The 21730-nt window shown below is 67.6% G+C and carries 25 protein-coding genes; 11 read left to right on the plus strand and 14 right to left on the minus strand.

Features of this window, described 5'->3' with window-relative positions; genetic code table 11:
• Positions 1–38: 38 nt before the first annotated feature.
• The 3 genes from F3087_RS13385 to F3087_RS13395 all read left to right on the plus strand — a co-directional run bounded on the left by F3087_RS13385 (position 39) and on the right by F3087_RS13395 (position 3198).
• On the plus strand, positions 39–614 hold the full coding sequence (locus F3087_RS13385; RefSeq protein ID WP_150402234.1) for a TetR/AcrR family transcriptional regulator: 576 nt from the start codon (positions 39–41) through the stop codon (positions 612–614).
• Between the two features lie 89 nt (positions 615–703).
• Positions 704–1999, plus strand: a complete 1296-nt coding sequence (gene glyA, locus F3087_RS13390; RefSeq protein WP_150402235.1) for a serine hydroxymethyltransferase — start codon at positions 704–706, stop codon at positions 1997–1999.
• Positions 2000–2367: 368 nt separating this feature from the next.
• Positions 2368–3198 (plus strand): GDSL-type esterase/lipase family protein, encoded by an 831-nt coding sequence (locus F3087_RS13395; protein ID WP_223885053.1) that lies wholly within the window; start codon positions 2368–2370, stop codon positions 3196–3198.
• 4 nt (positions 3199–3202) lie between these two features.
• On the opposite strand, the gene F3087_RS13400 is transcribed toward F3087_RS13395, so the two are convergent.
• The 6 genes from F3087_RS13400 to F3087_RS13425 form a co-directional block, all read right to left on the minus strand.
• Positions 3203–3646 (minus strand): hypothetical protein, encoded by a 444-nt coding sequence (locus F3087_RS13400; protein WP_150402237.1) that lies wholly within the window; start codon positions 3644–3646, stop codon positions 3203–3205.
• A 38-nt stretch (positions 3647–3684) separates the two neighbouring features.
• A complete protein-coding gene (locus tag F3087_RS13405; protein ID WP_150402238.1) occupies positions 3685–4431 on the minus strand; it encodes an ESX secretion-associated protein EspG in 747 nt (248 codons plus the stop codon).
• Positions 4428–5651: a hypothetical protein gene (locus tag F3087_RS13410; protein ID WP_150402239.1), complete on the minus strand. Its 1224-nt coding sequence runs from the start codon at positions 5649–5651 to the stop codon at positions 4428–4430. Before F3087_RS13410 ends, F3087_RS13405 begins: the two co-directional genes overlap by 4 nt.
• 24 nt (positions 5652–5675) lie before the next feature.
• The gene (locus F3087_RS13415) at positions 5676–6269 is read right to left on the minus strand and encodes a DUF3558 domain-containing protein (RefSeq protein WP_150402240.1); all 594 of its coding nucleotides are present in this window, start codon (positions 6267–6269) and stop codon (positions 5676–5678) included.
• Positions 6266–6655 carry a hypothetical protein gene (locus tag F3087_RS13420; protein ID WP_150402241.1) on the minus strand — a complete coding sequence of 130 codons (390 nt, stop codon included), beginning with the start codon at positions 6653–6655 and terminating at the stop codon, positions 6266–6268. Before F3087_RS13420 ends, F3087_RS13415 begins: the two co-directional genes overlap by 4 nt.
• A 170-nt stretch (positions 6656–6825) precedes the next feature.
• Positions 6826–8022, minus strand: a complete 1197-nt coding sequence (locus F3087_RS13425; protein ID WP_150402242.1) for an FAD-dependent monooxygenase — start codon at positions 8020–8022, stop codon at positions 6826–6828.
• Positions 8023–8134: 112 nt separating this feature from the next.
• Here F3087_RS13425 and F3087_RS13430 point away from each other — a divergent pair, with 112 nt between their 5' ends.
• Positions 8135–8860: a TetR/AcrR family transcriptional regulator gene (locus F3087_RS13430; RefSeq protein ID WP_150402243.1), complete on the plus strand. Its 726-nt coding sequence runs from the start codon at positions 8135–8137 to the stop codon at positions 8858–8860.
• 55 nt (positions 8861–8915) lie between these two features.
• The gene (locus F3087_RS13435) at positions 8916–9335 is read left to right on the plus strand and encodes a limonene-1,2-epoxide hydrolase family protein (protein WP_150402244.1); all 420 of its coding nucleotides are present in this window, start codon (positions 8916–8918) and stop codon (positions 9333–9335) included.
• A 19-nt stretch (positions 9336–9354) separates the two neighbouring features.
• On the opposite strand, the gene F3087_RS13440 is transcribed toward F3087_RS13435, so the two are convergent.
• On the minus strand, positions 9355–10059 hold the full coding sequence (locus F3087_RS13440) for a GbsR/MarR family transcriptional regulator (RefSeq protein WP_150402245.1): 705 nt from the start codon (positions 10057–10059) through the stop codon (positions 9355–9357).
• A 235-nt stretch (positions 10060–10294) separates the two neighbouring features.
• Between F3087_RS13440 and F3087_RS13445 the strand changes: the two genes are divergently transcribed.
• Positions 10295–11479, plus strand: coding sequence for a cytochrome P450 (locus F3087_RS13445; RefSeq protein WP_150402246.1), 1185 nt, complete (start codon positions 10295–10297; stop codon positions 11477–11479).
• 77 nt (positions 11480–11556) lie between these two features.
• On the opposite strand, the gene F3087_RS13450 is transcribed toward F3087_RS13445, so the two are convergent.
• Positions 11557–11829 (minus strand): hypothetical protein, encoded by a 273-nt coding sequence (locus F3087_RS13450; RefSeq protein ID WP_150402247.1) that lies wholly within the window; start codon positions 11827–11829, stop codon positions 11557–11559.
• Positions 11830–12145: 316 nt separating this feature from the next.
• Here F3087_RS13450 and F3087_RS13455 point away from each other — a divergent pair, with 316 nt between their 5' ends.
• From F3087_RS13455 to F3087_RS13465, 3 genes are all read left to right on the plus strand, one after another.
• Entirely contained in the window at positions 12146–13531 is a 1386-nt protein-coding gene (locus tag F3087_RS13455; RefSeq protein WP_150402248.1) for a PhoH family protein, read from the plus strand.
• A gap of 175 nt (positions 13532–13706) precedes the next feature.
• Entirely contained in the window at positions 13707–14246 is a 540-nt protein-coding gene (locus tag F3087_RS13460; protein ID WP_150402249.1) for an LGFP repeat-containing protein, read from the plus strand.
• Between the two features lie 98 nt (positions 14247–14344).
• Positions 14345–15199 carry an acyl-ACP desaturase gene (locus F3087_RS13465; protein WP_150402250.1) on the plus strand — a complete coding sequence of 285 codons (855 nt, stop codon included), beginning with the start codon at positions 14345–14347 and terminating at the stop codon, positions 15197–15199.
• A 348-nt stretch (positions 15200–15547) separates the two neighbouring features.
• Here F3087_RS13465 and F3087_RS13470 read toward each other — a convergent pair whose 3' ends face one another.
• Positions 15548–16954, minus strand: coding sequence for a class II fumarate hydratase (locus F3087_RS13470; RefSeq protein ID WP_150402251.1), 1407 nt, complete (start codon positions 16952–16954; stop codon positions 15548–15550).
• Between the two features lie 131 nt (positions 16955–17085).
• Positions 17086–18129, minus strand: a complete 1044-nt coding sequence (glpX, locus tag F3087_RS13475) for a class II fructose-bisphosphatase (RefSeq protein ID WP_150402252.1) — start codon at positions 18127–18129, stop codon at positions 17086–17088.
• Between the two features lie 129 nt (positions 18130–18258).
• Here glpX and F3087_RS13480 point away from each other — a divergent pair, with 129 nt between their 5' ends.
• Both F3087_RS13480 and F3087_RS13485 read left to right on the plus strand, forming a co-directional pair.
• Positions 18259–18828: a DUF4245 domain-containing protein gene (locus F3087_RS13480; RefSeq protein ID WP_150402253.1), complete on the plus strand. Its 570-nt coding sequence runs from the start codon at positions 18259–18261 to the stop codon at positions 18826–18828.
• Positions 18829–18930: 102 nt separating this feature from the next.
• Entirely contained in the window at positions 18931–19146 is a 216-nt protein-coding gene (locus F3087_RS13485; protein ID WP_150402254.1) for a hypothetical protein, read from the plus strand.
• Here F3087_RS13485 and F3087_RS13490 read toward each other — a convergent pair.
• Genes F3087_RS13490 through F3087_RS13505 form a run of 4 tightly spaced genes read right to left on the minus strand, consistent with a single transcriptional unit; the run spans position 19143 to position 21689 of the window.
• Positions 19143–19487, minus strand: coding sequence for a VOC family protein (locus F3087_RS13490; protein ID WP_150402255.1), 345 nt, complete (start codon positions 19485–19487; stop codon positions 19143–19145). The genes F3087_RS13485 and F3087_RS13490 overlap by 4 nt on opposite strands.
• A complete protein-coding gene (locus F3087_RS13495; RefSeq protein ID WP_150402840.1) occupies positions 19484–19699 on the minus strand; it encodes an exodeoxyribonuclease VII small subunit in 216 nt (71 codons plus the stop codon). Before F3087_RS13495 ends, F3087_RS13490 begins: the two co-directional genes overlap by 4 nt.
• A gap of 23 nt (positions 19700–19722) precedes the next feature.
• Positions 19723–21060, minus strand: coding sequence for an exodeoxyribonuclease VII large subunit (gene xseA, locus F3087_RS13500; RefSeq protein ID WP_150402256.1), 1338 nt, complete (start codon positions 21058–21060; stop codon positions 19723–19725).
• Positions 21057–21689 (minus strand): lipid droplet-associated protein, encoded by a 633-nt coding sequence (locus F3087_RS13505; protein ID WP_150402257.1) that lies wholly within the window; start codon positions 21687–21689, stop codon positions 21057–21059. The genes xseA and F3087_RS13505 overlap by 4 nt, the downstream gene beginning before the upstream one ends.
• Positions 21690–21730 lie beyond the last annotated feature (41 nt).

The following is a 21730-nucleotide window of genomic DNA, read 5'->3' on the forward strand; positions in this document are numbered from 1 at the left end:
ACGGGCACGCGGAACTTCGACCGGACAGGGGGTGCTCGATGACCGCAGGTCCACGCGCTCGGCTGATCGAGAGCGCGATCGAACTGGTCCGCGAACAAGGCGTGGCCGGCGCGGGGCTCACCGCGCTGCTCGATCGTGGCAAGGCCTCGCGCAATTCGCTCTATCAGCACTTTCCGGCCGGTAAGAGCGAGCTCGTCGCGACGGCCACCACCATCGCCGGCGCCCGGCTCGCGACCGTGATCGAGAAGATCACCACCTCGCGTCCGCCGCAGCGGTGGTTCGACGCGCTGTTCGGCTGGTGGGTCACCGCGCTGGACGCGAGCTCGTTCCGCACCGGTTGCCCGATCGTCGGCGCCGCGCTCGCCGAGTCCGAGCCCGACGTGCAGGCCGCGGCCGGTGCGGTATTCGCCGACTGGCACGAACGGCTCGGCGCGGGCTTCGCGGCGGCGGGCCTGCCTGCCGAGGAGGCGAAGTCCTTCGCCTCCTTCGTGATCAGCACGCTGGAAGGGGCCATCGTGCAGTCGCGCGCGATGAAATCCACCCAGCCGCTCATCGACGCGCAGCAGCACCTTTCGGTCCTCCTCGACCGGTATCTCCCGCCCGCCGACAGCTAACCGCCCGCACCCCGCGTCGCCTGGTGGATGGCCGGGAGTGCCTGGAACCCCATGCTGAAGAGCACAATGCGGGCCCATAGACTGTGGCGGTGACGCAGACGACGGCCTCGGTCAATACTCAGTCTCTCGGCGAGCTCGATCCGGAGCTCGCCGCCGCGATGGCAGGCGAACTCGCGCGCGAGCGCGACACGCTCGAGATGATCGCCTCGGAGAACTTCGTGCCGCGCGCGGTGTTGCAGGCGCAGGGCAGCGTGCTCACCAACAAGTACGCCGAGGGTTACCCGGGCCGGCGCTACTACGGCGGTTGCGAACACGTCGACGTCGTCGAGACCCTCGCCCGCGATCGCGCCAAGGAACTCTTCGGCGCCGAATTCGCCAACGTGCAGCCGCATTCCGGCGCGCAGGCGAACGCCGCGGTGCTGATGGCGCTGATGAACCCGGGCGACAAGCTGCTCGGCCTCGACCTCGCGCACGGCGGTCACCTGACCCACGGCATGCGGCTGAACTTCTCCGGCAAGCTGTACGAGACGCACTTCTACGGCGTCAGCAAGGAAGACCACCGCATCGACATGGACGAGGTGCGCACCATCGCGCTCGAGGCTCGTCCGAAGGTGATCGTCGCCGGCTGGTCGGCCTACCCGCGGCAGCAGGACTTCGCCGCGTTCCGCGCGATCGCCGACGAGGTCGGCGCCTACCTGTGGGTGGACATGGCGCACTTCGCCGGTCTGGTCGCGGCCGGGCTGCACCCCTCGCCGGTGCCGCACGCGCACGTCGTGTCCTCCACCGTGCACAAGACCCTCGGCGGACCGCGTTCGGGCCTGATCCTGGCCCAGCAGGAATTCGCCAAGAAGCTCAACAGCGCGGTGTTCCCGGGCCAGCAGGGCGGCCCGCTCATGCATGCCATCGCCGCCAAGGCCGTCGCGTTCAAGATCGCCGCGGGCAGTGAGTTCAAGGACCGGCAGGAGCGCACCCTGTCCGGCGCCAAGATCCTGGCCGAGCGCCTCACCGCCGCCGACGTCAAGGGCAAGGGCGTCAGCGTGCTCACCGGCGGCACCGACGTGCACCTGGTGCTCGTCGACCTGCGCAACTCCGAGCTCGACGGCCAGCAGGGCGAGGATCTGCTGCACGAGATCGGAATCACGGTGAACCGCAACGCCGTTCCGTTCGACCCGCGCCCCCCGATGGTCACCTCCGGCCTGCGCATCGGCACCGCCGCCCTGGCCACCCGCGGCTTCGGCGACACCGAGTTCACCGAGGTCGCCGACATCATCGGCACCGCCCTCGCCGGCGGCTCCGACGTCGACACCCTGCGCAACCGAGTCACCAAACTGGCCCAGAGCGTCCCGCTCTACGACGGCCTGGAGGACTGGCGCCTCCTCGGCTGACCAGCCTGATTCACCCGACGGGCTCGCGTATCCGGTCATCCACCGGCGATGCGAGCCCGCGTCGTTTCCGGTCGCCTCTGTAGATCAGCTTCGACGCGCGGATCGCCGCCCTCGCCGGAAGAGTCGTCTGCCCATCATGATCAACGGGACTTGGTGGTGGCGCTACTCGCGAAATGCCTCGGCCATGTCCCGATGGCTAGGGGTGTGGGGCTAGCTGCCCGGTGCTGTGTTTCCTACCGCGTGGTTGTGGCGGTTGGGGGTGTGTGCTGTGGATGTGGGCGCGGTGTTTGTTTGTGTGCGTGTCGTCGTGTGGTGCTGAGGAGTCGTCCCGCTAGTGTTTTCGCGGATTGCGCTCGTCGGATGAGTGTGTGGGTGCAGTCTGGGTTTGTGCGGCTCAGGTAGGGGATTCGACTCGGCGCGGAGGCAACCTGGTGGTCGGCTGGCGGGTGGTCCGGGTGGTCTGTGCGTTGGTGGTGCTGGCTGCGGGGGGTTCGGCGGCGGGGGCGGAAGCGCCGGGGGTTTATGTGTCGGTGGGGGAGTCGAGTGCGGCGGGGCCGTTCATTCCGGATCAGGTCGATCCGCTGGGGTGTTTTCGGTCCGATCACAATTACGCGCATCTGACTGCGGATGCGCTCGGGGTGACGTTGCGTGATCCGGCGTGTTCCGGTGCGAAGATCGCGAATATGTATGTGGCGCAGCCGCTTCCGTTCGGGGCGCCGAATATCCCGCAGATGGATGCGGTGAGCGCGGACGCGACGATCGTATCGGTAGATTTCGGTATCAACGACTATGCCGACGACGGCTGGACCGCCACCGCCCTAGCGCCGAAATTGGCTGCGCTGCTGGATGATATCCACGCGCGTGCACCGCAGGCCGAGGTCTTCGTGATGGGCAAGATCGAGCGTGTGCGTGCGGGTGGCTGTTTCCCGGCGGTGCCGCTGCTGCCGAGCCAGGCCGACCAGATCTATACCGGCGTCGAAGCCGTCAACGCGGTGCTTGCCGCCCAGGCCGCAGCGCACGACGCTACCTTCGTCGACGTGTATCCGGCGAGCATCGGCCATGACGCCTGCGCGCCGGAGGACAGTCGCTGGGCCGAAGGCGTCTTCCCGAACTCACCGGCACAACCGTTGCACGCCAACGCCATCGGCCATCAATACGAAGCACAGATGCTCATCGAGGCGATCCGCCGGAACACCTGAGCACTCAGCCGGTCGGCATCTCGACACCCTTGGCGGCGGCTAGTGCGGCGAGCTTCTCCATATCATCGATGGCCACCGCGACGTACACCTTCAGCCGGCTGTCGTCCTCACGGCGCAGCAGGTATTCATAGTCGCCGTCGGTGAGCAGGGCGCCGTCGCTGTCGTAGAAGTGCCAGCGCACGTGGATCCGGGTCAGGCGGGCGGTGAGGTCGGCCTGCTCGAGCAGGGTGTGACCGACGGAAGCCAGGCCGAGGCTCTGATAGAACGGGTAGGACTTCTTCAGCCCTTCGGCCATCTCCGCGGCGGAGGACAACGTACCGACGAACGCATCGCTGACCATCGTGCCGGGCATGCCCCACTGCGCGACCGAGCGTTCGGCATCGAACGCGGTCAATGAGTCCTGGTATTCGACTAAAAACGACTCGATCTCATCCCGAGTAGTAGTCATGCCGTCAACTTACCCAGACCGGCCGGTACCGACACGGTTCATGTCGAATCCATTCTGGCCCGGGCGCGGGCGATCGACTCGTCGAGATAGCGGACGAGGTCGGCGCTGGTGCCGGGGCGGATCATCAGGGCGCGGTTGGCGGGAACCTCGTAGTAGCGGCCGTCGGCCGTGGTGTCGATCCAGCGCAGGCGGCCGGTGCGCAACGGTTCGGCGTTGCGCGGACCGAGCAGGACGGCGGCGATACCGCGGGTGCCGCAGGGTTGGCGCCAGAAGCGGCGGTAGCGATCCTTGACCTCGCTGGCCGGGGCGCTGCCGAACAGGTCGGGGCGCTCGTCGTTGAGATCGTCCAGCAGGAACGACTTTTCACCGGTGGTGCCGGCCGGGGTATCGGGCAGCAGCCGCACCAGTTCGGTGGCCAGCTGGTCTATCCGACAGCGGCGCAGCTGAACTCGGCCGCCGGTGGGTGCAGGTGTCTGCTCGGCGATCACGCCCGCGCCGCCGCGGGTGGCACAGCCGATCGCCCTCAGCTCGACACCGTCGCGGGTGTTGTCATGACCGAAAAGCTCGATGCGCCAATCGGGCCGGGCAAGCACGGTGATGGTGCGCGATAGCGGGACGCGCTCCGGCCGGGCCAGCTCCTCGCGGAATTGCTGCTGGTAGATCTGGTATTCGCGCAGACCGGGAAAGCGGCTGGTGAAGCGGAACGGAAACGGCAGTCGATCGAGACCGGTGCCGAACCAGGCCGCCGCGAACTGCTCCGCCGACAGCGACCACTGCGCCGTCATTTTTCTCCGAGGACCGGCGGCACGGTCTTTTCCACCTCGCCCAGTAGTTCCTTGGCGTGCTCCTCGGTGCGCAGAAAACCGGGGGACTTGTGTTCGCCGTCGTCTTCACCTCGACTGCGGGCGCCGTGCGGGAACATGCCGGGGTAGCCGGACGTGCCCATCGCGCCGGTTCGACCGGGAGCGGCGGCCGGCTGGGCTGCCGCGGCGACGGGGGCGGTGGCGGGCACCGGCGGTCGCGAGGTGCCTTGGCGGGCTTCGCTGTTCGGGCTCGCCGAGGTGTTCGGGGTGGCCGAGGTATTCGGGTGACCGCTGGTGGTCGGAGCGCCGGATCTGCTCGGTGTCCCGTTGGCCGATGCGGGGGTGACGGTCGCCGACGGCAGCGTCGTAGTGGGGATCGCCGTGGTGATCGGGCTGGCCGAGAACGGCGAGGAGGTGGTGGTCGGGGACTTCGGTGTGGTTGCCGCCGTGGTCGTAGCGGCGGGGGTGGTCGACGGATCGTTGGTCTTGTCCGTCGAAACAGACTGCGGAGCAGTGTCTTCCGGCTTCGCTTCGGTCTCCGAGGCACCGGTGTCCGACGCCTTGTCCGACGTGCCCGCCTTGTCGGTCGGTGCTTGCTTGCTGGAATCCTCGGTGCTGGAACTGCTGTGGTCCGGAGTCTTCGCCGGGCCGGGGCTCGTACCCGGATCGACGCTGCTGTCACCGCCCGGCGGGGTCACCGAGATCGGGCTGATCGGCGGCGGCAGCGTCGGAATGGCGGGGGCGGTGGTGCAGTAGGGCTGGATGTACTGCGTGGTCATGTCGTCGCGGGCCTGCCCCTCGCTGGAGTTACGCAGTTCCGGCCCACGCGGATTGGTCGAGGTGTCCACCACGTCGGGCACCGACAGCTTGAACTTCGCCGCCGCGCTCGCCGCCTGCGACAACGGCGTGGTCTGCGCGTTCAGCGTGTCCCCGAACTCGCCGACCTGCGTCGCGTAGTCGCGGATGCCGCGCACCGCACTGTCGGCCGCCGCGCCCTCCCAATGCTGTTCGATCGCCTGCTTGATGGCGGTCTCGAATTGGTGCCCGGCATCCGTCACCGCCGTCGCGATCTTCGACCAGGCGTCGAACGCGCTGTCCAGCCCGTCCGGGTTCATCTCGTCGGCCGCCTGCTTGATCTCGGCGTGAGTAAAGCTTTGCGCGTTCTCGGGATTGGTGATCGCGCGGCCGTCGGTCTGTTTCATGATCGCTCCCCCGTAGGGTTTGGTTCAGCTGCCCGCCGGCAGCAGTGGTGCGACTGCTTGGGCGATTTCGGTGGCGACGTCGCAGGCGGGAAGACTCTTGCTCGCCTGTGTCTGCGGAACGTTGGTCAGGACATACAGTGAGCCGGACCGCATCTCGATGTTGATCGAGCAGCCGCCGGGGACATCGGGTCGCGCTTCGTAGCGCACCGCTTTGCGGGTACCCGCCGGGACCTCCACTGCGGCCGGGAATTTCTCTTGTACCTGCGGGAGGGTGCTGTTGGTCGTCTCGATGACGAAGCCGTAGCCCGCCTTGGCGACATAGCGGCAGCCTTTCCAGACGATGCCACTCGCGCTGTCCTGCTTGGGTTCCGGCGGTTTCGCGTCCCATCGGTGCTGGCTCAAGAACTGCGGCGTCAGTGCCGTACAGGGGTCGAATGCCGTGGGCTGGTTGGACCCGGTCGATGCGCTCGAAGCGGCCGCGGACGAGGTCGGCGAGGTGCCCGGTGTCGGTGTGCCCGCGCCCTTTTCCTCGCCGCAGCCGGCCAGGAGCAGCAACCCCGCCGCCGCTGCCGCGAAACCTATTCGCGGAGTGACTGTTCCGCCGGCCCCGAGGTTCATACGCTGAGCTCCCGCAGTTTGGCGGCGAACCCGGCGTCGGTGCGGACGTAGGTATCGCGGATGGCCGTGAACATGGCCTGGATCTCCTGCGCGACCGCGATGTAGTCGGTGATGGTGTCGAAGGCGTTGTTCGGGCCGCCGAATGCCTTCTCGCGGAACAGGGTGACCAGTTCGATCGCCGACGACAGCCGGGGATTCGCTTCGCCCAGGCCCCAATACGATCGCTCACCGAGTTCGCGGGCGTCGGTCTGTACCGCCACGAGCGAGTCGATCAGGTCCTGACACGCCTTGTCGATATCCACGAACCCCTGCGGATCCATCCGCACCTTCAACGCCCCGGACTTCGCATCCTCGATGTACCCGGGAAACGGGCTGTCCACCGCCATCACCGTCCCCTTTCATGAGTGCCTCTGACCCTATAGACGCGCCCCGCCCCGCTTCGGTTCCATCGAAACACAGCGAATTCTCCGGTGCGAGCACATCGGCGGATCGCCCCCGCATACCGGTCGGCCTCGAACCGGTGCGCGGGGCCGAAAATCCCGCGCGGCCAACGGTTTCAGTTGATCTCGGTCGGGCCGACCAGGGCCGGGTAATCCTGCAGGTCGATGTCGTTGGCGGCCTTGTCCGCGTACTTCATCATCAAGGTGAACATCCGCGATCCGAGGAACCAGTTGCGCATCTTGATGCCGTACCCGGTCTTCGGCGCGAGGAACCTTCCAGCGTTGCTGTTTCCCATGATCTTCGCGTACCCCTGCATGATCTCGTTGTAGCGCGCGAAGGCCACGGTGTAGTCGCCGTCGGCGACGGCGAGTTCACCCGCGATGACGTACGCGCCGACCACCGCGAGCCCAGTGCCGAAGCCCGCCAAGGTGTTTCCGTACGCCGAGTCGCCGACCAGCGCGACCCGGCCTTTGGTGTAGGCGCCCTGCATCCGCACCTGGCTGATCGAATCGAGGTAGAAGTCGTTGAAATCGGCTATCTCGCTGAGCATCCGGGGAACGTCCCAGTTCACGTCGGCGTAGACCTCCTCGACGATGCGCCGCTGGGTCGCGGTGTCGTCGCGGGAGTAGTCGAGCTCGGGGGACATGAACATGTACAGCTGCTGTGCCTTCGACCCGCCGCTGATGGCGAGCTTGCCGGGCGCGTTGTGGCCGTAGGCGGTGACCCGTTCGCGCGGTCCGGTGGCGTCCTTGCTCCACGGGCTGGCGCCGGCCACGCAGTAGTAGTGGCCCAGGTATTTGACGAAGTCCTTTTCCGGCCCGAAGGTCAGCTTGCGCACCCGGGAGTGGATGCCGTCGGCGCCGAAGACCAGGTCGAAGGTGCGCGCCGGGCCGTGTTCGAACTCGACGTACACGCCGTCGGACAGTTCGGTGAGGGCGCTGATCGAATCGCCGAACAGGTACTCGCAGTGCTCGGCGGTGCGCTTGTACATGATCTCGGCCAGGTCGCCGCGCAGGATCTCCACGTCGCCGCCGGTGAAGTCGCCGGACATCACGGCCAGATGCTTGCCGTTCTCGTCGACGAAGACGGTGTCGGTGGTCCCGGTCCGGCGCTCCTTGATGTCTTCCAGGATGCCCATCCGCTCGAGCACGGTGAAGTGGGTCTTGCCCTTGAAGTCGATGGCCTGGCCGCCCGGGCGCAGGCCGGGGGCGCGCTCGACGACGGTGACGTCGAAGCCGTAGCGGTTCAGCCAATAAGCGAGGGCCGGGCCCGCGATGCTGGCGCCGGAGATGAGAACGGACTGGTTGCGCATGGTGACTCCTGTAGTCTTGATTAGCGTCCTTTGGAAACTGTTTCCGCCGGACACGACTCAGCGTATGGTAGACACAGTTTCAAGTCAAGCCGTTCTCCGGAAGGATTTGCGCATGCCGACACCGACCACCGTTCAGCTGCTGTGGGGGACCCAGCCGCGACCCAAGCGGGGCCCGAAGCCCGCCCTCTCACTGGAGGGGATCGTGGCCGAGGCGATCACGCTCGCCGACGCCGAAGGATTGGCGAACCTGTCGATGCAACGATTGGCGGAAAGCCTCGGCTTCACCAAGATGTCGCTGTACCGGTACGTGCCGGCCAAGGAGCACCTGACCGCGCTGATGCTCGATGCCGCGATGGGCACGCCGCCGGATACCGCTGCACTACAGGGGGATTCGGAATCATGGCGAGCCGGGATCCGGCTCTGGGCGGAGTCGATCTATCAGTGCTATTGCGACCATCCGTGGGCCATGGAGCTCACCGTCGGCGCCCGCCCCTTCGGCCCGAACGAGCTGGGCTGGACGGAGAGCGCGCTGGTCGCGCTCAGCGCCACCGGCCTGACCGGCCCGGAAAAGCTGGACACCATCGTCCTGGTGAACGGCCACGCGCGCAGCCTGGCGCAACAGACGCACAGCCTGGGCGAGGACCCGACGGTGCAGTTCGCCGAGCAGTTCACCGAGATGATGACCGAGGCGGGCGATCGTTACCCGCAGGTCGTCGCCGCGTTCGCCGAGGAGGCGGCGGCGGCCGATTCGGCAGGCACGAACGACGCCCTGAACTTCGGCATCGAACGCGTCCTCGACGGTTTGGCCGTCTTGATCGCGCGACGGGCGGGCAGGTGAGCGGTCGCGCACGCCGGGCCTGCCGCAGCGCCCGACTTCGGCCTATCGTCGGACCATGACCCAGGACTTGGAACTTCAGCAGGACGCGATCACCACGGTGCGGAAGTTCTTCGCCGCGCTCGAACACGGCCCGGTCTCGGATGCGCTGGACTTGCTGCACCCGGATGTGGTGTGGAAGAACACCTCGCTACCCGATCTCGGCGGCGGCTTGGCGCGCAAAGTGCTGCTCGGCTTGGACAAGGACGCGTTCGGTTTCGGGGTGGAGATGCACCACATCGCCGCCGACGGCAACATCGTGCTCACCGACCGCACCGACATCCTGCGCTTCGGCCCGGTGCGGATCGCGTTCTGGGTGACCGGCACCTTCGAACTGCGCGACGGCCGGATCATCCTGTGGCACGACCACTTCAGCTGGGAGAACTTCCTGCGCGGCACCGCCGTCGGCCTCTTCCGCGCCGTGTTGCCGCGCGGCTGAACAAGGGCGCGCGCCAGCCTCAGTGCTGAGTCCGCTGTTGTTCCAGAAATTTTCGCCAGCGTTCGGCGGATTCGATCATGTCGCGGCCGACGAAGTCGAGGAACTGGCTCGTGTACTGCGCGCGGCGGCCCGCCGGAGTGCCGATGCCGAATGCCGCGGCGCCGAGCCGGGCGGTCTCGGCCAGATCGTGGACCTGTCGCGCGCTGACCGATGTCGCATGCATCCACACGTTGTCGTCGACGGTGTAGCGATCCCGGCGGCCCTCGCGTTCGCGCTGAATCAGGCCCTGGTCCTCGAGCATGCCGACGGCGGCGGAGATGGTGGCTGGACTGACCCGAAGTCGCTGGGCCAGTTCGGCGGCGGTGAGGCTGCCGCTGTCGGTGGTGTACAGGCAGGCCAGGGCTGCGGCCGCGGTGCGGGGGACACCGGTCCTGGTGATCTGCGCGACGAACCGGGTGAAGAATTCCTCGATCGCCGGATCGGCTGTGGCCCCGGTGTTTTCGGTCGCTGATTCGGGCGACCTAGGTCTGCGGGCGCGGTGCGCGGTCGCCTTGTGCGCGCGCCCGGGGTGGTAGCGGCTCGGGCCGCCGTTGCGGATGACCTCCCGGCTGACGGTGGAGGTCGGCCGGCCGAGCCGGCGGGCGATCTCGGCGTATCCGAGTCCCGCTGCGAGACCATTCGCGATCTGTTCGCGATCGAATCCGGTCAGCCTGCCACCCGGCATGAGATCGCCCCCTGGAGATAGCGTGATTCGTCGCGAACCGCAGATCCAGTATTGCGCTCAGCCGCACACCATTGCAACGGCGCCAGCGCTGGATTGCATTCATCGGCAGGACTATTGCAATTCAAATATGGCCTGCAACAGGCTATTTGGTCGGGATTGCAGTTTTGATCGTTGAGGAGGCTTTGAGCGCGACGTAGCGTTCGGGTAAATCCGAATAAAGATCGAAGCAGGAATTATGCCGAATCAGCCACTCTCCGAAGCCGTCGAACTCCCCACCGCTCGCGCGTCCGGTTGCCCCTTCGACCCGCCCGCGGAACTGGCCACTTTGCCTCCGCTCGTCCGCATGAAGTTCCCCGACGGCCACCGCGGCTGGCTCGCCACCGGGCACGCGACCGTCCGCGCGATCCTCGCCGACCCGCGCTTCAGCGTGCGCTACGAGCTGGGCCACAACCCGATCGCCGATCTGGGCCCGATGCCGCCCGCACCGCCCGGCGACATGCTCGGCGTCGACCCGCCGCAGCACACCCGCTACCGAAAGTTGTTGGCAGGCAAGTTCACCGTGCGCCGGATGGCCGTGCTCACCGAGCGCGTGGAGCAGATCACCACCGAGCACCTGGACGCGATGGCGCGCACCGGCGGGCCGGTCGACCTGGTCGACGCGTTCGCCTTCCCGATCCCCGCGCTGACCATCTGCGAGCTGCTCGGCGTCCCCGCCGCCGAGCGCGATCGATTCCGCCGGTACGTCGAGGTGGCCAACGACAACAACTCGACCGGGGCCGACCGATCGGCGGCGTTCGCGGCGGTCGAGCAGCACATCCACACCTTGGCGGTGGCCAAGCGCGCCGAACCGGCCGACGACCTGCTCAGCGATCTCACCGACTCCGACCTCAGCGAGGACGAACTGGCCGGCGTCGGCGCCCTGCTGCTCGGCGCGGGCCTGGACACCACGGCGAACATGCTGGCGCTGGGCACCTTCGCGCTGCTGTCCCACCCCGCCCAACTCGCCGAACTACGCGCTCGGCCCGAACTAGCCGACCAGACCGTCGAAGAGCTCATGCGCTATTTGAGCATCGTGCCGACCACGTCGCGGACGGCCTTGGCGGACGTCGAGCTGGACGGGCAGGCGATCAAAGCGGGGGAGACGGTCGCGCTATCGATCCAGGGAGCCAACCGTGACCCGGCCAAGTTCGACGAGCCCGATGCCTTCGACATCCAGCGCAGCGCCGTCGGACATGTCGGCTTCGGTCACGGCGTCCACCAGTGCCTCGGTCAGCAACTTGCCCGCGTCGAGATGCGAGTCGCACTGCCCGCCTTGGTGAATCGCTTCCCGACGCTGCGGCTCGCCGTCCCCGCCCAGGACATCCCGCTGCGCCACGACATGGACGTCTATGGGGTGCACCGGCTCCCGGTCACCTGGTAGGCGGGCGCGATGAAGATCTCCGCCGACCGGCGCCGCTGCATCGGTGCGGGGATGTGCGTCCTGCTCGCGTCCGGCGCTCAGCTGTGCTCGGTCAGGTACTCCAGGTAGAACGGCCGCAGCACCTCGGCGATCTCGCCGTCACCCGCGTGGATGTAGTCGTCGAGCATCGGCAGCACGTACTTGATGTCCGCCTCGCTCTCCCCGAGGTTGCCCGCGGCGGCCTCGGCCGCCGGGATCGAGGTGAGCAGCCGCCACAGGAACTTCACGTCCCCGTGCCGCACGGCCGTCTTCACCGCCCGATCGTGCAGTTCCTTGGACGACAGCTTCTCCAGGTCCTCGTTACCGGCCATACAGGCGACTCTAACCGGCCCCGCCGACGGCCCGCGCCGACCCGGGCATTCGGGTCGGCGAGTGAGGTTAACGACAAATTCACGGACACGCCTACCTGTGCGGGAGCGAGGAAGCGTAGTTCGACGGTAGCGTCGATGGTGCGGGCCGCGGCGGTGTGGCTCGTACGGGAGGTCCTGACCGTGACTGAGCTGATCAGTACGAGGGGGCCGGCACCCGGCCCTCGTGGCATCTGACGGCAACGTCAGGTCCCATCAGGACGGACCGGTCCAGCGAGATCGTTCGTGCGGGTGCCGCGCGGACAAAGAGGAGCCCACCGTGACTGCTTCACGCTCCGTTCCCGCTCCCTCGGCGCAATCCCGTTCCGCGAAAGGCGGAACCGCCGCGAAGGGGGCACACCCCTCGCATTCCCCGGCCGATACCTTTGTCATCGACACTTCGGTCCTTTTGTCCGATCCCTGGGCGTTCACCCGGTTCGGCGAACACGACGTCGTGCTACCGCTGGTGGTCATCAGCGAACTCGAAGGCAAACGGCATCACCATGAATTGGGCTGGTTCGCGCGGGAAGCCCTGCGCAACCTGGACGATCTTCGCCTGCAGCACGGCAGGCTGGATCAGCAGGTGCCGATCGGCACCGAGGGTGGAACGCTGCAGGTGGAACTGAACCACACCGATCCCGCGGTCCTTCCGGTCGGATTCCGCACCGACACCAATGATTCCCGAATCCTGGCCTGTGCACTCAATCTGGCGGCCGAGGGCCGTCAGGTGGTGCTCGTGTCCAAGGACATTCCGCTGCGGGTCAAAGCGAGTGCGGTGGGCTTGCAAGCCGACGAATACCACGCACAGGACGTCGTTACTTCCGGCTGGTCCGGAATGGTGGAACTCGACGTCAGCACGGCGCAGATCGACCAGCTCTACTCCGATTCCGTCCTCGATATCGATGACGCCCGGGAACTGCCCTGCCATACCGGAATCCGGTTGTTGGGCAGTAGCTCCAGCGCACTCGGCCGGGTCACCCCGGACAAGCGGGTGCAGCTGGTGCGTGAACGCGAGGCGTTCGGCCTGCACGGCCGCTCCGCCGAGCAGCGGATCGCGCTCGATCTGCTGCTGGACGAGAGCATCGGCATCGTCTCGCTCGGCGGCCGGGCGGGCACCGGCAAGTCCGCGCTCGCGCTGACCGCGGGCCTGGAGGCGGTGCTGGAGCGGCGAACTCAGCGAAAGGTGGTTGTTTTTCGTCCGCTCTACGCGGTCGGCGGCCAGGAGCTCGGCTACCTGCCGGGTAGCGAGAGCGAGAAGATGGGCCCGTGGGCCCAGGCGGTCTTCGACACGCTCGACGGGCTGGCCAGTCGCGAGGTGATGGAGGAGGTGCTCGCCCGCGACATGCTGGAGGTGTTGCCGCTCACCCACATTCGCGGACGGTCGTTGCACGACTCGTTCGTGATCGTGGACGAGGCCCAGTCGCTGGAACGCAATGTGCTGCTGACGGTGCTCAGCCGACTCGGCACCGGCTCGCGGGTGGTGCTCACTCACGATGTGGCGCAACGGGACAACCTGCGCGTCGGCCGGCACGACGGCGTGGCCGCGGTGATCGAGAAGCTCAAGGGTCACCCGTTGTTTGCTCACATCACGCTGACCCGCAGTGAGCGTTCGCCGATCGCGGCGCTCGTGACCGAGATGCTGGAGGAGTACGGCCCCAACGCCTGAGTTGGGCGGTGTGTTTCCGCTCACAGTCGCCGGGTAATATCCCTGCGATAGCTGTTCGGTATGACCCGGCGTGTCCCTGGTGGATTCGCCGGGTCATTGCTGAACATCGGCCTAGGCTGCCAGCGGCGTCACCGAGTCGGCGACGTCCTCGGTAGCCACTTTCGAGAGGATGGAAATGCACCACTTCGCTCGACGAACGGCTGGATACACTGCCCTGCTCGCCGCAGCAGGCCTGATCGTCGCCGGCTGCAGCAAGGACGACGACAAGAACGACAACAACGCGGCAGCGTCCATCACCACCACCACGGCCGCGATGCAGCACGGCGAGGAGCACGCCTCGGGTGCCGCGGAAGAGACCAAGATCGCCACACAGCGCGGTGACCTCACGGTCTCCGGTGCGATCTTCGACAAGTACGTGCAGTCCGGCGGTCCGGCCGGCGCGCTCGGCGCTCCGCTGGAGGCGCAGGAGTCCGGTCCGGAGGACGGCAAATACCAGGACTTCGTCGGCGGCACGGTGTACAAGGCCAAGGACGGCGAAGCGCACATCGTCTGGGGCGAGATCCGCAAGGCGTGGGAGGACAACGGCGGCGCCATGGGCAAGCTCGGCTACCCGACCAGCGACGAGAAGGACATCGCAGGCGGCAAGGAGAGCGACTTCTCCGGCGGCACCATCACCTGGGTCGACGGCAAGACCACGGTCACCCCGAAGCAGTAGTCGGTGCGGCGTCCGGGACGCCCCGAGCGGTCCCGGACGCCCGTCCAGTCTCATTCCAAAAATCCCCGTATCACGGGCTCAACCGCTAGGTTGTCTAGGTGCAAACTCTCTTGACCGATCGCGAGTTGCTCGAATCCCTCGCGCTGGACGTGGAATCCATTCTGCGCCGTCACATCGACGCCGCCGACGGATGGCAGCCGCACGATTTCGTGCCGTGGGACGACGGCCGTAACTTCGCGTTCCTGCACGGCACCGACTGGGCGCCGGAGCAGTCCGAGCTGAGCGACGTCGCCAAGCTCGCCCTGACGGTCAGCGTGCTGATCGCGGACAACCTGCCCTCGTATCACCGCGAGCTCGGCAAGTATCTGCGCACCGGCGCCTGGTGGCGCTGGGTCGGCCGGTGGACCGCCGAGGAGAACCGCCACGAGATCCTGATCCGCAACTTCCTCATGACGACCAGGTCGGTGGACCCGGTCGCGCTGGAGCGGATGCGGATGGACAACATGACCACCGGCTTCCGCCGCCCCGGCATGCACCTGCTCGACGTGCTGGCCGCCTGCGCGTTCGAGGAGATCGCCGCCGCGATCCGGCATCGCAACACCGCCGCGCTCGACGAGAGCCCGATGGTCACCGCGATCGCCGAACGCATCGCGATCGACGACGAGATGCAGGCGGTCGTGTTCGCCGAGCTGGTCGAGGCGGGCCTGAACGTGGCGCCGGATCAGGCGATGCGGGCCATTGCCGACCAGGTGGCCGGTTTCACCGTGCCGTCGGTGACGCTCGCCGACGGGCGCAACAGCGACGACGTGCTCGCCGAGGCCGGGATCTACGATCCGGCCAAGCAGGACGAGCTGGTGTTCAAGCCGCTGCTGCAGCGGTGGAACGTCTTCACCCGGACCGATCTCGGTGAAGCGGGCGAAAAGGCGCGCGAAGAACTCGCGTACCTGCGCTGAATTACTCCCGGTCGGCGCGTGGTTTTACCGCGCCGGCCGGTTTTCTTTCTTGCGCCGCGAAATGTGATGAAACACACGTGGCATTGCTCGCGATTAGCTGAGTACATCCGCAATGCGCGGACGCAAGAAAGGAAAGAATCAATGATCCTCTCAGCAATTGTCTCGGGCCTCGTCGCACTGGTGACTCTTGGCGCAGGTGCCTTCCTTACGGCACTCGGCATCTTTTTGTGATGCCCTGCGCGGGTACGTCTACTTCGGCTGACCTACCCGCGCATACGCTTGTTCGGGCGTCACGCTGGACCATGAGGGTATTCAACGTGGCGCCCGACACGGCGTCGAAAGTCCCTGTTACTTAGTATCTTCCACCTTCGCCATCGACAGCACATCCAATCGCCGGTCGAGTTCTTCCTCGGTGAGTTTCTCGTCGAGCAGACCACGATCGATAACCGTCTGGCGAATTGTCTTCTTCTGCTTCAGCGCTTCCTTGGCGACCGCGGCGGCTTCTTCATAACCGATTGCCGAATTCAGCGGCGTCACAATGGACGGCGACGATTCCGCCAAGGTGCGCAGATGATCCACATTGGCGACCAGACCGTGCACACACCGGTCGGCGAAGAGCCGGGAAACATTGGCCAGCAAGCGAATCGACTCGAGCAGATTGCGCGCCATCACCGGGATATAGACATTCAGCTCGAACGCGCCGTTCGCCCCGCCGAACGCGACCGCCGCGTCATTACCGATTACCTGCGCCGCCACCTGCGTGACCGCCTCCGGCAGAACGGGATTGACTTTGCCGGGCATGATCGAACTGCCGGGCTGCAGATCCGGCAGCTGAAGCTCGCCCAGACCGGTCAGCGGCCCCGATCCCATCCACCGAATGTCGTTGGCGATCTTGGTGAGACTCACCGCGACCGTGCGCACCGCGCCCGACGCCTCGACCAGCCCGTCCCGCGCAGCCTGCGCCTCGAAGTGATCCGCAGCCTCGCGCAGCGCGTCCAGCCCGGTCGAACGGACCAGCTCCGCAACGACCTTCCCGCCGAAACCGGCGGGCGCGTTGAGCCCGGTGCCGACCGCGGTGCCGCCGATCGGCAGCTCGCCGAGCCGCGGCAGCGTCGCCAGCAGCCGCTCGATGCCCGCCGCGATCTGCCTGGTGTAGCCGCCGAACTCCTGACCGAGCGTGACCGGCACCGCGTCCATCAGATGGGTGCGGCCCGACTTGACCACCGTCCGCCACTCGGTCGCCTTGTCCAGCAGGGCGAGCCGCAGGTGATCCAGCGCGGGCACCAGATCGGTGATGACCGCCTCGGTGGCCGCCAGGTGCACGGCGGTGGGGAAGGTGTCGTTGGACGACTGGGACATGTTCACGTCGTCGTTCGGGTGCACGGTGACGCCGTTCGCCTTGGCGATCGAGGCGATCACCTCGTTGGCGTTCATGTTCGAGCTGGTGCCCGAGCCGGTCTGGAACACATCGATCGGGAACTGCGCGTCGTGCTTGCCCGCGGCGATCTCGTTCGCCGCGGCGATGATGGCGTCGGCCTTGGCCGGATCGAGCAGTCCGAGATCTCGATTCACCTTGGCGCAGGCGGCTTTCAGCAGGCCGAGCGCGCGGATCTGCGCGCGCTCCAGGCCGCGGCCGCTGATCGGGAAGTTCTCCACGGCCCGCTGGGTCTGCGCGCGCCAGAGTGCGTCCACCGGAACCCGGACCTCGCCCATGGTGTCGTGCTCGATGCGGTACTGCTGCGTCTCCTCGGTCATGATTTCGACCCTATGCCGCACCAAGCGGCCGTGGGGCTGCCACGCCTGTAGTGATTCGCACATGCGGCAGCCGGAATAAGAAAGACGCGCAGGCGGGCAGGCCTGCGCGTCTTTCACGGGTCGATGCCGGGTCAGGGCAGCGGCGGCACCGCGTGCTCGTCGCCGATGAAGTCGACCGAGGAGTACTCGCGCAGCTTGGTCAGGCGGTGGTAGGCGTCGATCATCCGGACGGTGCCGGACTTGGAGCGCATCACGATCGACTGGGTAGAGGCGCCGCCGCCGTAGTAGCGGACGCCGCGCAGCAGGTCGCCGTCGGTGACGCCGGTCGCGCAGAAGAAGACATTGTCGCCGGCGACCAGGTCCTCGGTGGTGAGCACCCGATCGAGATCGTGGCCCGCGTCGATCGCCTTCTGCCGCTCGTCGTCGTCGGTCGGGGCCAGCATGCCCTGGAGTTCGCCGCCCATACAGCGCATCGCGGCGGCCGCGATGATGCCCTCGGGGGTGCCGCCGACGCCGACCAGGATGTCGGTGCCCGAATCGGGGCGGGCCGCGGCGATGGCGCCCGCGACGTCGCCGTCGGAGATCAGCCGGATGCGCGCGCCCGCGTCACGGACCTCCTGGATCAGCCCGGCGTGCCTGGGCCGGTCCAGGATGCAGACGGTCAGGTCCGACTTCGACAGGCTCTTGGCCTTGGCCACCCGACGGATGTTCTCGCCGATCGGGACGGAGATATCGATCACGTCCGCGGCGTCCGGGCCGACCGCGATCTTGCTCATGTAGAACACCGCGGACGGGTCGAACATCGCGCCGCGCTGGGCCACCGCGAGCACCGCGATGGCGCCCGGCGAACCCTTCGACATCAGCGTGGTGCCGTCGACCGGGTCGACCGCGAAGTCGACCTCGGGACCGGTGCCGTCACCGACCAGCTCGCCGTTGAACAGCATGGGCGCCTCGTCCTTCTCGCCCTCGCCGATGACCACGATGCCGCGCATGGACACCGAGTTCACCAGCTGCCGCATCGCGTCCACCGCGGCGCCGTCGCCCCCCTCTTTGTCGCCGCGGCCGACCCACCGGCCCGCGGCCATCGCACCGGCCTCGGTGACGCGGACCAGCTCCAGTGCGAGGTTGCGGTCCGGCGCCTCGCGGCGGCTCGGTGTCGGGGAAGATGCCGTCATTGCGGGGTGCCTCCTGTGCGTCGGTACGTACCGGACGATTGTCTCACTCCGACTGAGACGGGCGTACACCCTGCACGCCCCAGCGGGGTGCGAGCTCGAGCACCCGACCCACGAGTGGATACTGAGTGCGTGTCCCCACAAAAGCCACGCATCATGAACGACTACCGGGATCTGTTCTGGTCACTGATTCCGCTCGTGCTGATCGCCGTGGTTTTCGCCGGCCTGGCCAGCCAATGCAGTTTCGCCGCAAAGGGTCCGACGCAGGGGCAGATTCCCCACTTCGACGTGAAGGCGGCGTTGACCTCCGACGCGCGCAGCCTGCCGTTCCCCATCCGGAACCCGGCCGTGCCCTCGGACTGGACGCCCAACTCCGGCAGCCGCGAATCGATCAGCGGCACCGGCGGCGGCCCGATCAGCACTGTCGGCTATATCACTGGCCACGGCTCCTACATGCGCTTCAGCCAGAGCAACGCGACCGAGGAATCGATGTCGCGGTTCGTCCTCGGCTCCCGCTACGCCACCGGCACCGAGCAGGTCGGCGACCAGAAGTGGATCGTCTACTCCGAGCCCGGCTCGGAATCGGCCTGGATCGCCGACCTCGGCCAGTCCCGGGCGCTGATCACCGGCGCCGGGCAGCGCGACTCGTTCGTCACGCTGGCCCAGGCGATCGCGGCGGCCCAGCCGATCAGCAAGCCCTGACCCCGGTGCGCGTCGGCCCTGATGACTGGGGTCGTGCGCGCCGGACGGAGTCGTCGAATACTGCTTGTGGGCAGGGATTTCGGACGAACTCGGACAGAGCTGATGAAGAAGACCATTGCGGGGCTCGCGGTCACCGCCATGCTGGTGGCACCGGCCACCACTGCGACCGCCACACCGATCGACCAGGCGACGACCTCGACGCTCGTCGCCGACAGCGGCTCCGCCTCGGCGGGCGACTACCTGTGCAAGCTGCTGCGGATGTTGCGCGCAGGCTGGGTCGACAGCTCGGGCGGCGGCCCGGCCTGCACCTTTCCCTAGCGGTGGCTGACCACGTTGACGATGGTGCCGCTGGGATCGCGGGCGAAGAAGCGGCGCACGCCCCACTCCTCGTCGGTCAGCGGATAGACGATGTCGGCGCCCGCGGCGGTCATCGTCGCGTGCACGGCATCGACATCCTCGACCTCGACGCTCATGTTCGGCTGTAGCTTCTCCGCACCCGGTCCGACCAGCAGCACCTGTGCGGTGGGGTTGGACGGGGAGACCATGGTGACGACCCAGCCGAGATCCATCGCCTCCTCGAAGCCGAGCTGCTTGTAGAACTCGCGGCTGCGCTCGGTATCGGTGGTGCGGATGTCCGGCGTGGCCCGGCGGATCGTCATTTGCCGTCCTCGAGGTCGGTGCGCGACAACGCGTCCTCGACGCGCTTCCTGGCCCCGGCCAGGTGTTCCTCGCAGCGGTTGGCCAGCGCCTCGCCGCGCTCCCACAGGGCCAGCGACTCGTCCAGGTCGAGACCGCCCTGCTCGAGCATCTTCACCACGTTGACCAGTTCGTCACGGGCACGCTCGTAGCCGAAGGCGGCGATCTCGGCCATTTCGGTCTCGGGCTCGGCCAAGGTCAGCTCCTCCTGGTTTCGGTGTCTTCGGTGGATCGCGGGCCGAGCGACTGGGTGCCGAGCGCGGCCGCGGTGACCGCGCCGTCGGCGACCCGGATGCGCAGCTGGCTGCCCGCGGGCGCGTCCTCGATCGTGCGCACCACGTGCCGCTCGGGACCGGCGACGCGCTGCACGACAGCGTAGCCACGGGCGAGGGTGGCGGCCGGGCCCACCGCGGTCAGCTTCTCCCGCAGGTGCCTGGTCGCGGTGGCCTCCGTGCGGATGAACTGCTCCGCGCTGCGCCGGGTCGAGGCGCGCAGCCGTTCGATTTCCTCACGGCGACGGTCGATTTCGCGCAACGGATCGGCGAGCACGGGCCGCGAACGCAACTGGGTCAGCGCGCGGGTTTCCCGGTCGACCCAGCCGCGCAACGCGGCGGCGGCGCGGGCGCGCAGGTCGTGCACCCCGGCCAGCTCGGCGGCGGCATCGGGGACAACGCGTTTCGCGGCGTCGGTCGGGGTGGCGGCGCGCAGGTCGGCGACCAGATCGCTGAGCGGGTTGTCCGGCTCGTGGCCGATCGCGCTCACGATGGGAGTCGTCGCGGCGACGATGGCCCGGCACAGCGCCTCGTCGGAGAACGGCAGCAGATCCTCGACGCTGCCGCCGCCGCGGGCGAGCACGATCACCTCGACGGCCGGGTCGCGGTCGAGCTGGGCGAGCGCCTCCAGCATCTGCGGCACCGCGCTCGGTCCCTGCACCGCGGTGTTGCGGATCTCGAAACGTACTGCGGGCCAGCGATTCCGGGCCACGGTCAGCACGTCGCGCTCGGCGGCGCCGGCCCGGCCGGTGATCAGGCCGATGGTCTTGGGCAGGAACGGGATCGGCCGCTTGAGCCGCGGATCGAAGAGTCCCTCGGCGGCCAGCAGGGCCTTGAGCCGCTCGATCCTGGCGAGCAGTTCGCCGATGCCGACCGGGCGAATCTCGATGACGCGCAACGACAATGTGCCGCGGCCGGTGAAGAAGGACAGCTTGCCGTAGACCACGACCCGGCTGCCCTCTTGCAGCGGGACCGGGGACTTGCGGATGAGGTCGGGATCGCAGGTCACCGACAGCGACATGTCCGCGGACGGGTCGCGCAGCACCAGGAACGCGGTGCGGGTGCCCGGGCGCAGGTTGATCTGGGTGATCTGGCCCTCGACCCAGATGCTGCCGAGCCGATCGATCCACTGCGCGACCTTGATCGCGACGGAGCGGACCGGATACGGCTGTTCGGCGGAGTTCGCCGGGGCGGCGGGTTGGGCTTGCTCGGGTTGGCCGGGGGCGGCCCGGCCAACCGTCGACGGAGTCCGGGGTTCGGTCACTGGGCCCGCACGGTGGCGATCCGATTCGTCAGCATGGTCACGAACGGTGCCCGGTCCTGGGTCTGCTGCTCGTAATCCAGCAGCGCCGTGAGGTCTTCGACGGTCAGCATGCGCAGGCGGGCACGCAGCTGCGCGAGAGTCATGTTGGCGTAGTCGTAGCGGGTGGCTACTTCCGGCTCGCTGATCGCCGGCGCGGGGTCCTCCGCGCGGACGATCTCCAGTTCCGGCTCAGCGGATTCCGGCTCGGCGACGAAGTCGACCGGGTGGCCGTTGCGCCCGGACGGGGTCTCCTGCGTGGTGAAGGGCGATTCGGGTTCGTCGGCGGCGTACAGATCGAAGCGGCTGGTGCGCGCCGCGGTGCCGCTGAAGGATTGCTCGCTGTCGAGGTCCTCGTCGAAGGTGGCCCACTCCGGCTGTTCCTCCGGAGCGTTGCCCAATCGATCGAAGACCGCGTCGCCCTTGAGCGCGAGACTGGTCACGAACTGCTGGACGTGCATGGTCGTCTGCAGCATCTGGCTGATGGCGGTGATCGGCAAATTCATTGCGGCCGTGGGTAGCCGGCGAGTTTCCTCAATGGCGTATACGGCGGCCCCGGCGGCTACCCGGGCCAGGAACGGTGGTCGAAACATGGTCCTAGCCTGCCCGAAATGGTGTGCTATGCAAAGGTCGG

The sequence above is a fragment of the Nocardia colli genome, assembly GCF_008704205.1.
In the GTDB taxonomy this organism is placed as follows: Bacteria; Actinomycetota; Actinomycetes; order Mycobacteriales; family Mycobacteriaceae; genus Nocardia; species Nocardia colli.

Coding starts and splice junctions, on each gene's coding strand:
- F3087_RS13440 (WP_150402245.1), bottom strand. CDS start 10,059: ATGCCGGGTGGCAGGCTGACCGGATTCGATCGCGAACAGATCGCGAAT.
- F3087_RS13470 (WP_150402251.1), bottom strand. CDS start 16,954: ATGACCGAGGAGACGCAGCAGTACCGCATCGAGCACGACACCATGGGC.
- F3087_RS13415 (WP_150402240.1), bottom strand. CDS start 6,269: ATGAACCTCGGGGCCGGCGGAACAGTCACTCCGCGAATAGGTTTCGCG.
- F3087_RS13505 (WP_150402257.1), bottom strand. CDS start 21,689: ATGTTTCGACCACCGTTCCTGGCCCGGGTAGCCGCCGGGGCCGCCGTA.
- F3087_RS13405 (WP_150402238.1), bottom strand. CDS start 4,431: ATGACGGCGCAGTGGTCGCTGTCGGCGGAGCAGTTCGCGGCGGCCTGG.
- glpX (WP_150402252.1), bottom strand. CDS start 18,129: ATGACGGCATCTTCCCCGACACCGAGCCGCCGCGAGGCGCCGGACCGC.
- F3087_RS13490 (WP_150402255.1), bottom strand. CDS start 19,487: ATGACGATCCGCCGGGCCACGCCGGACATCCGCACCACCGATACCGAG.
- F3087_RS13430 (WP_150402243.1), top strand. CDS start 8,135: ATGCCGACACCGACCACCGTTCAGCTGCTGTGGGGGACCCAGCCGCGA.
- F3087_RS13420 (WP_150402241.1), bottom strand. CDS start 6,655: ATGGCGGTGGACAGCCCGTTTCCCGGGTACATCGAGGATGCGAAGTCC.
- F3087_RS13485 (WP_150402254.1), top strand. CDS start 18,931: ATGAAGAAGACCATTGCGGGGCTCGCGGTCACCGCCATGCTGGTGGCA.
- F3087_RS13445 (WP_150402246.1), top strand. CDS start 10,295: ATGCCGAATCAGCCACTCTCCGAAGCCGTCGAACTCCCCACCGCTCGC.
- F3087_RS13410 (WP_150402239.1), bottom strand. CDS start 5,651: ATGAAACAGACCGACGGCCGCGCGATCACCAATCCCGAGAACGCGCAA.
- F3087_RS13450 (WP_150402247.1), bottom strand. CDS start 11,829: ATGGCCGGTAACGAGGACCTGGAGAAGCTGTCGTCCAAGGAACTGCAC.
- F3087_RS13425 (WP_150402242.1), bottom strand. CDS start 8,022: ATGCGCAACCAGTCCGTTCTCATCTCCGGCGCCAGCATCGCGGGCCCG.
- F3087_RS13385 (WP_150402234.1), top strand. CDS start 39: ATGACCGCAGGTCCACGCGCTCGGCTGATCGAGAGCGCGATCGAACTG.
- F3087_RS13400 (WP_150402237.1), bottom strand. CDS start 3,646: ATGACTACTACTCGGGATGAGATCGAGTCGTTTTTAGTCGAATACCAG.
- F3087_RS13460 (WP_150402249.1), top strand. CDS start 13,707: ATGCACCACTTCGCTCGACGAACGGCTGGATACACTGCCCTGCTCGCC.
- F3087_RS13435 (WP_150402244.1), top strand. CDS start 8,916: ATGACCCAGGACTTGGAACTTCAGCAGGACGCGATCACCACGGTGCGG.
- F3087_RS13495 (WP_150402840.1), bottom strand. CDS start 19,699: ATGGCCGAGATCGCCGCCTTCGGCTACGAGCGTGCCCGTGACGAACTG.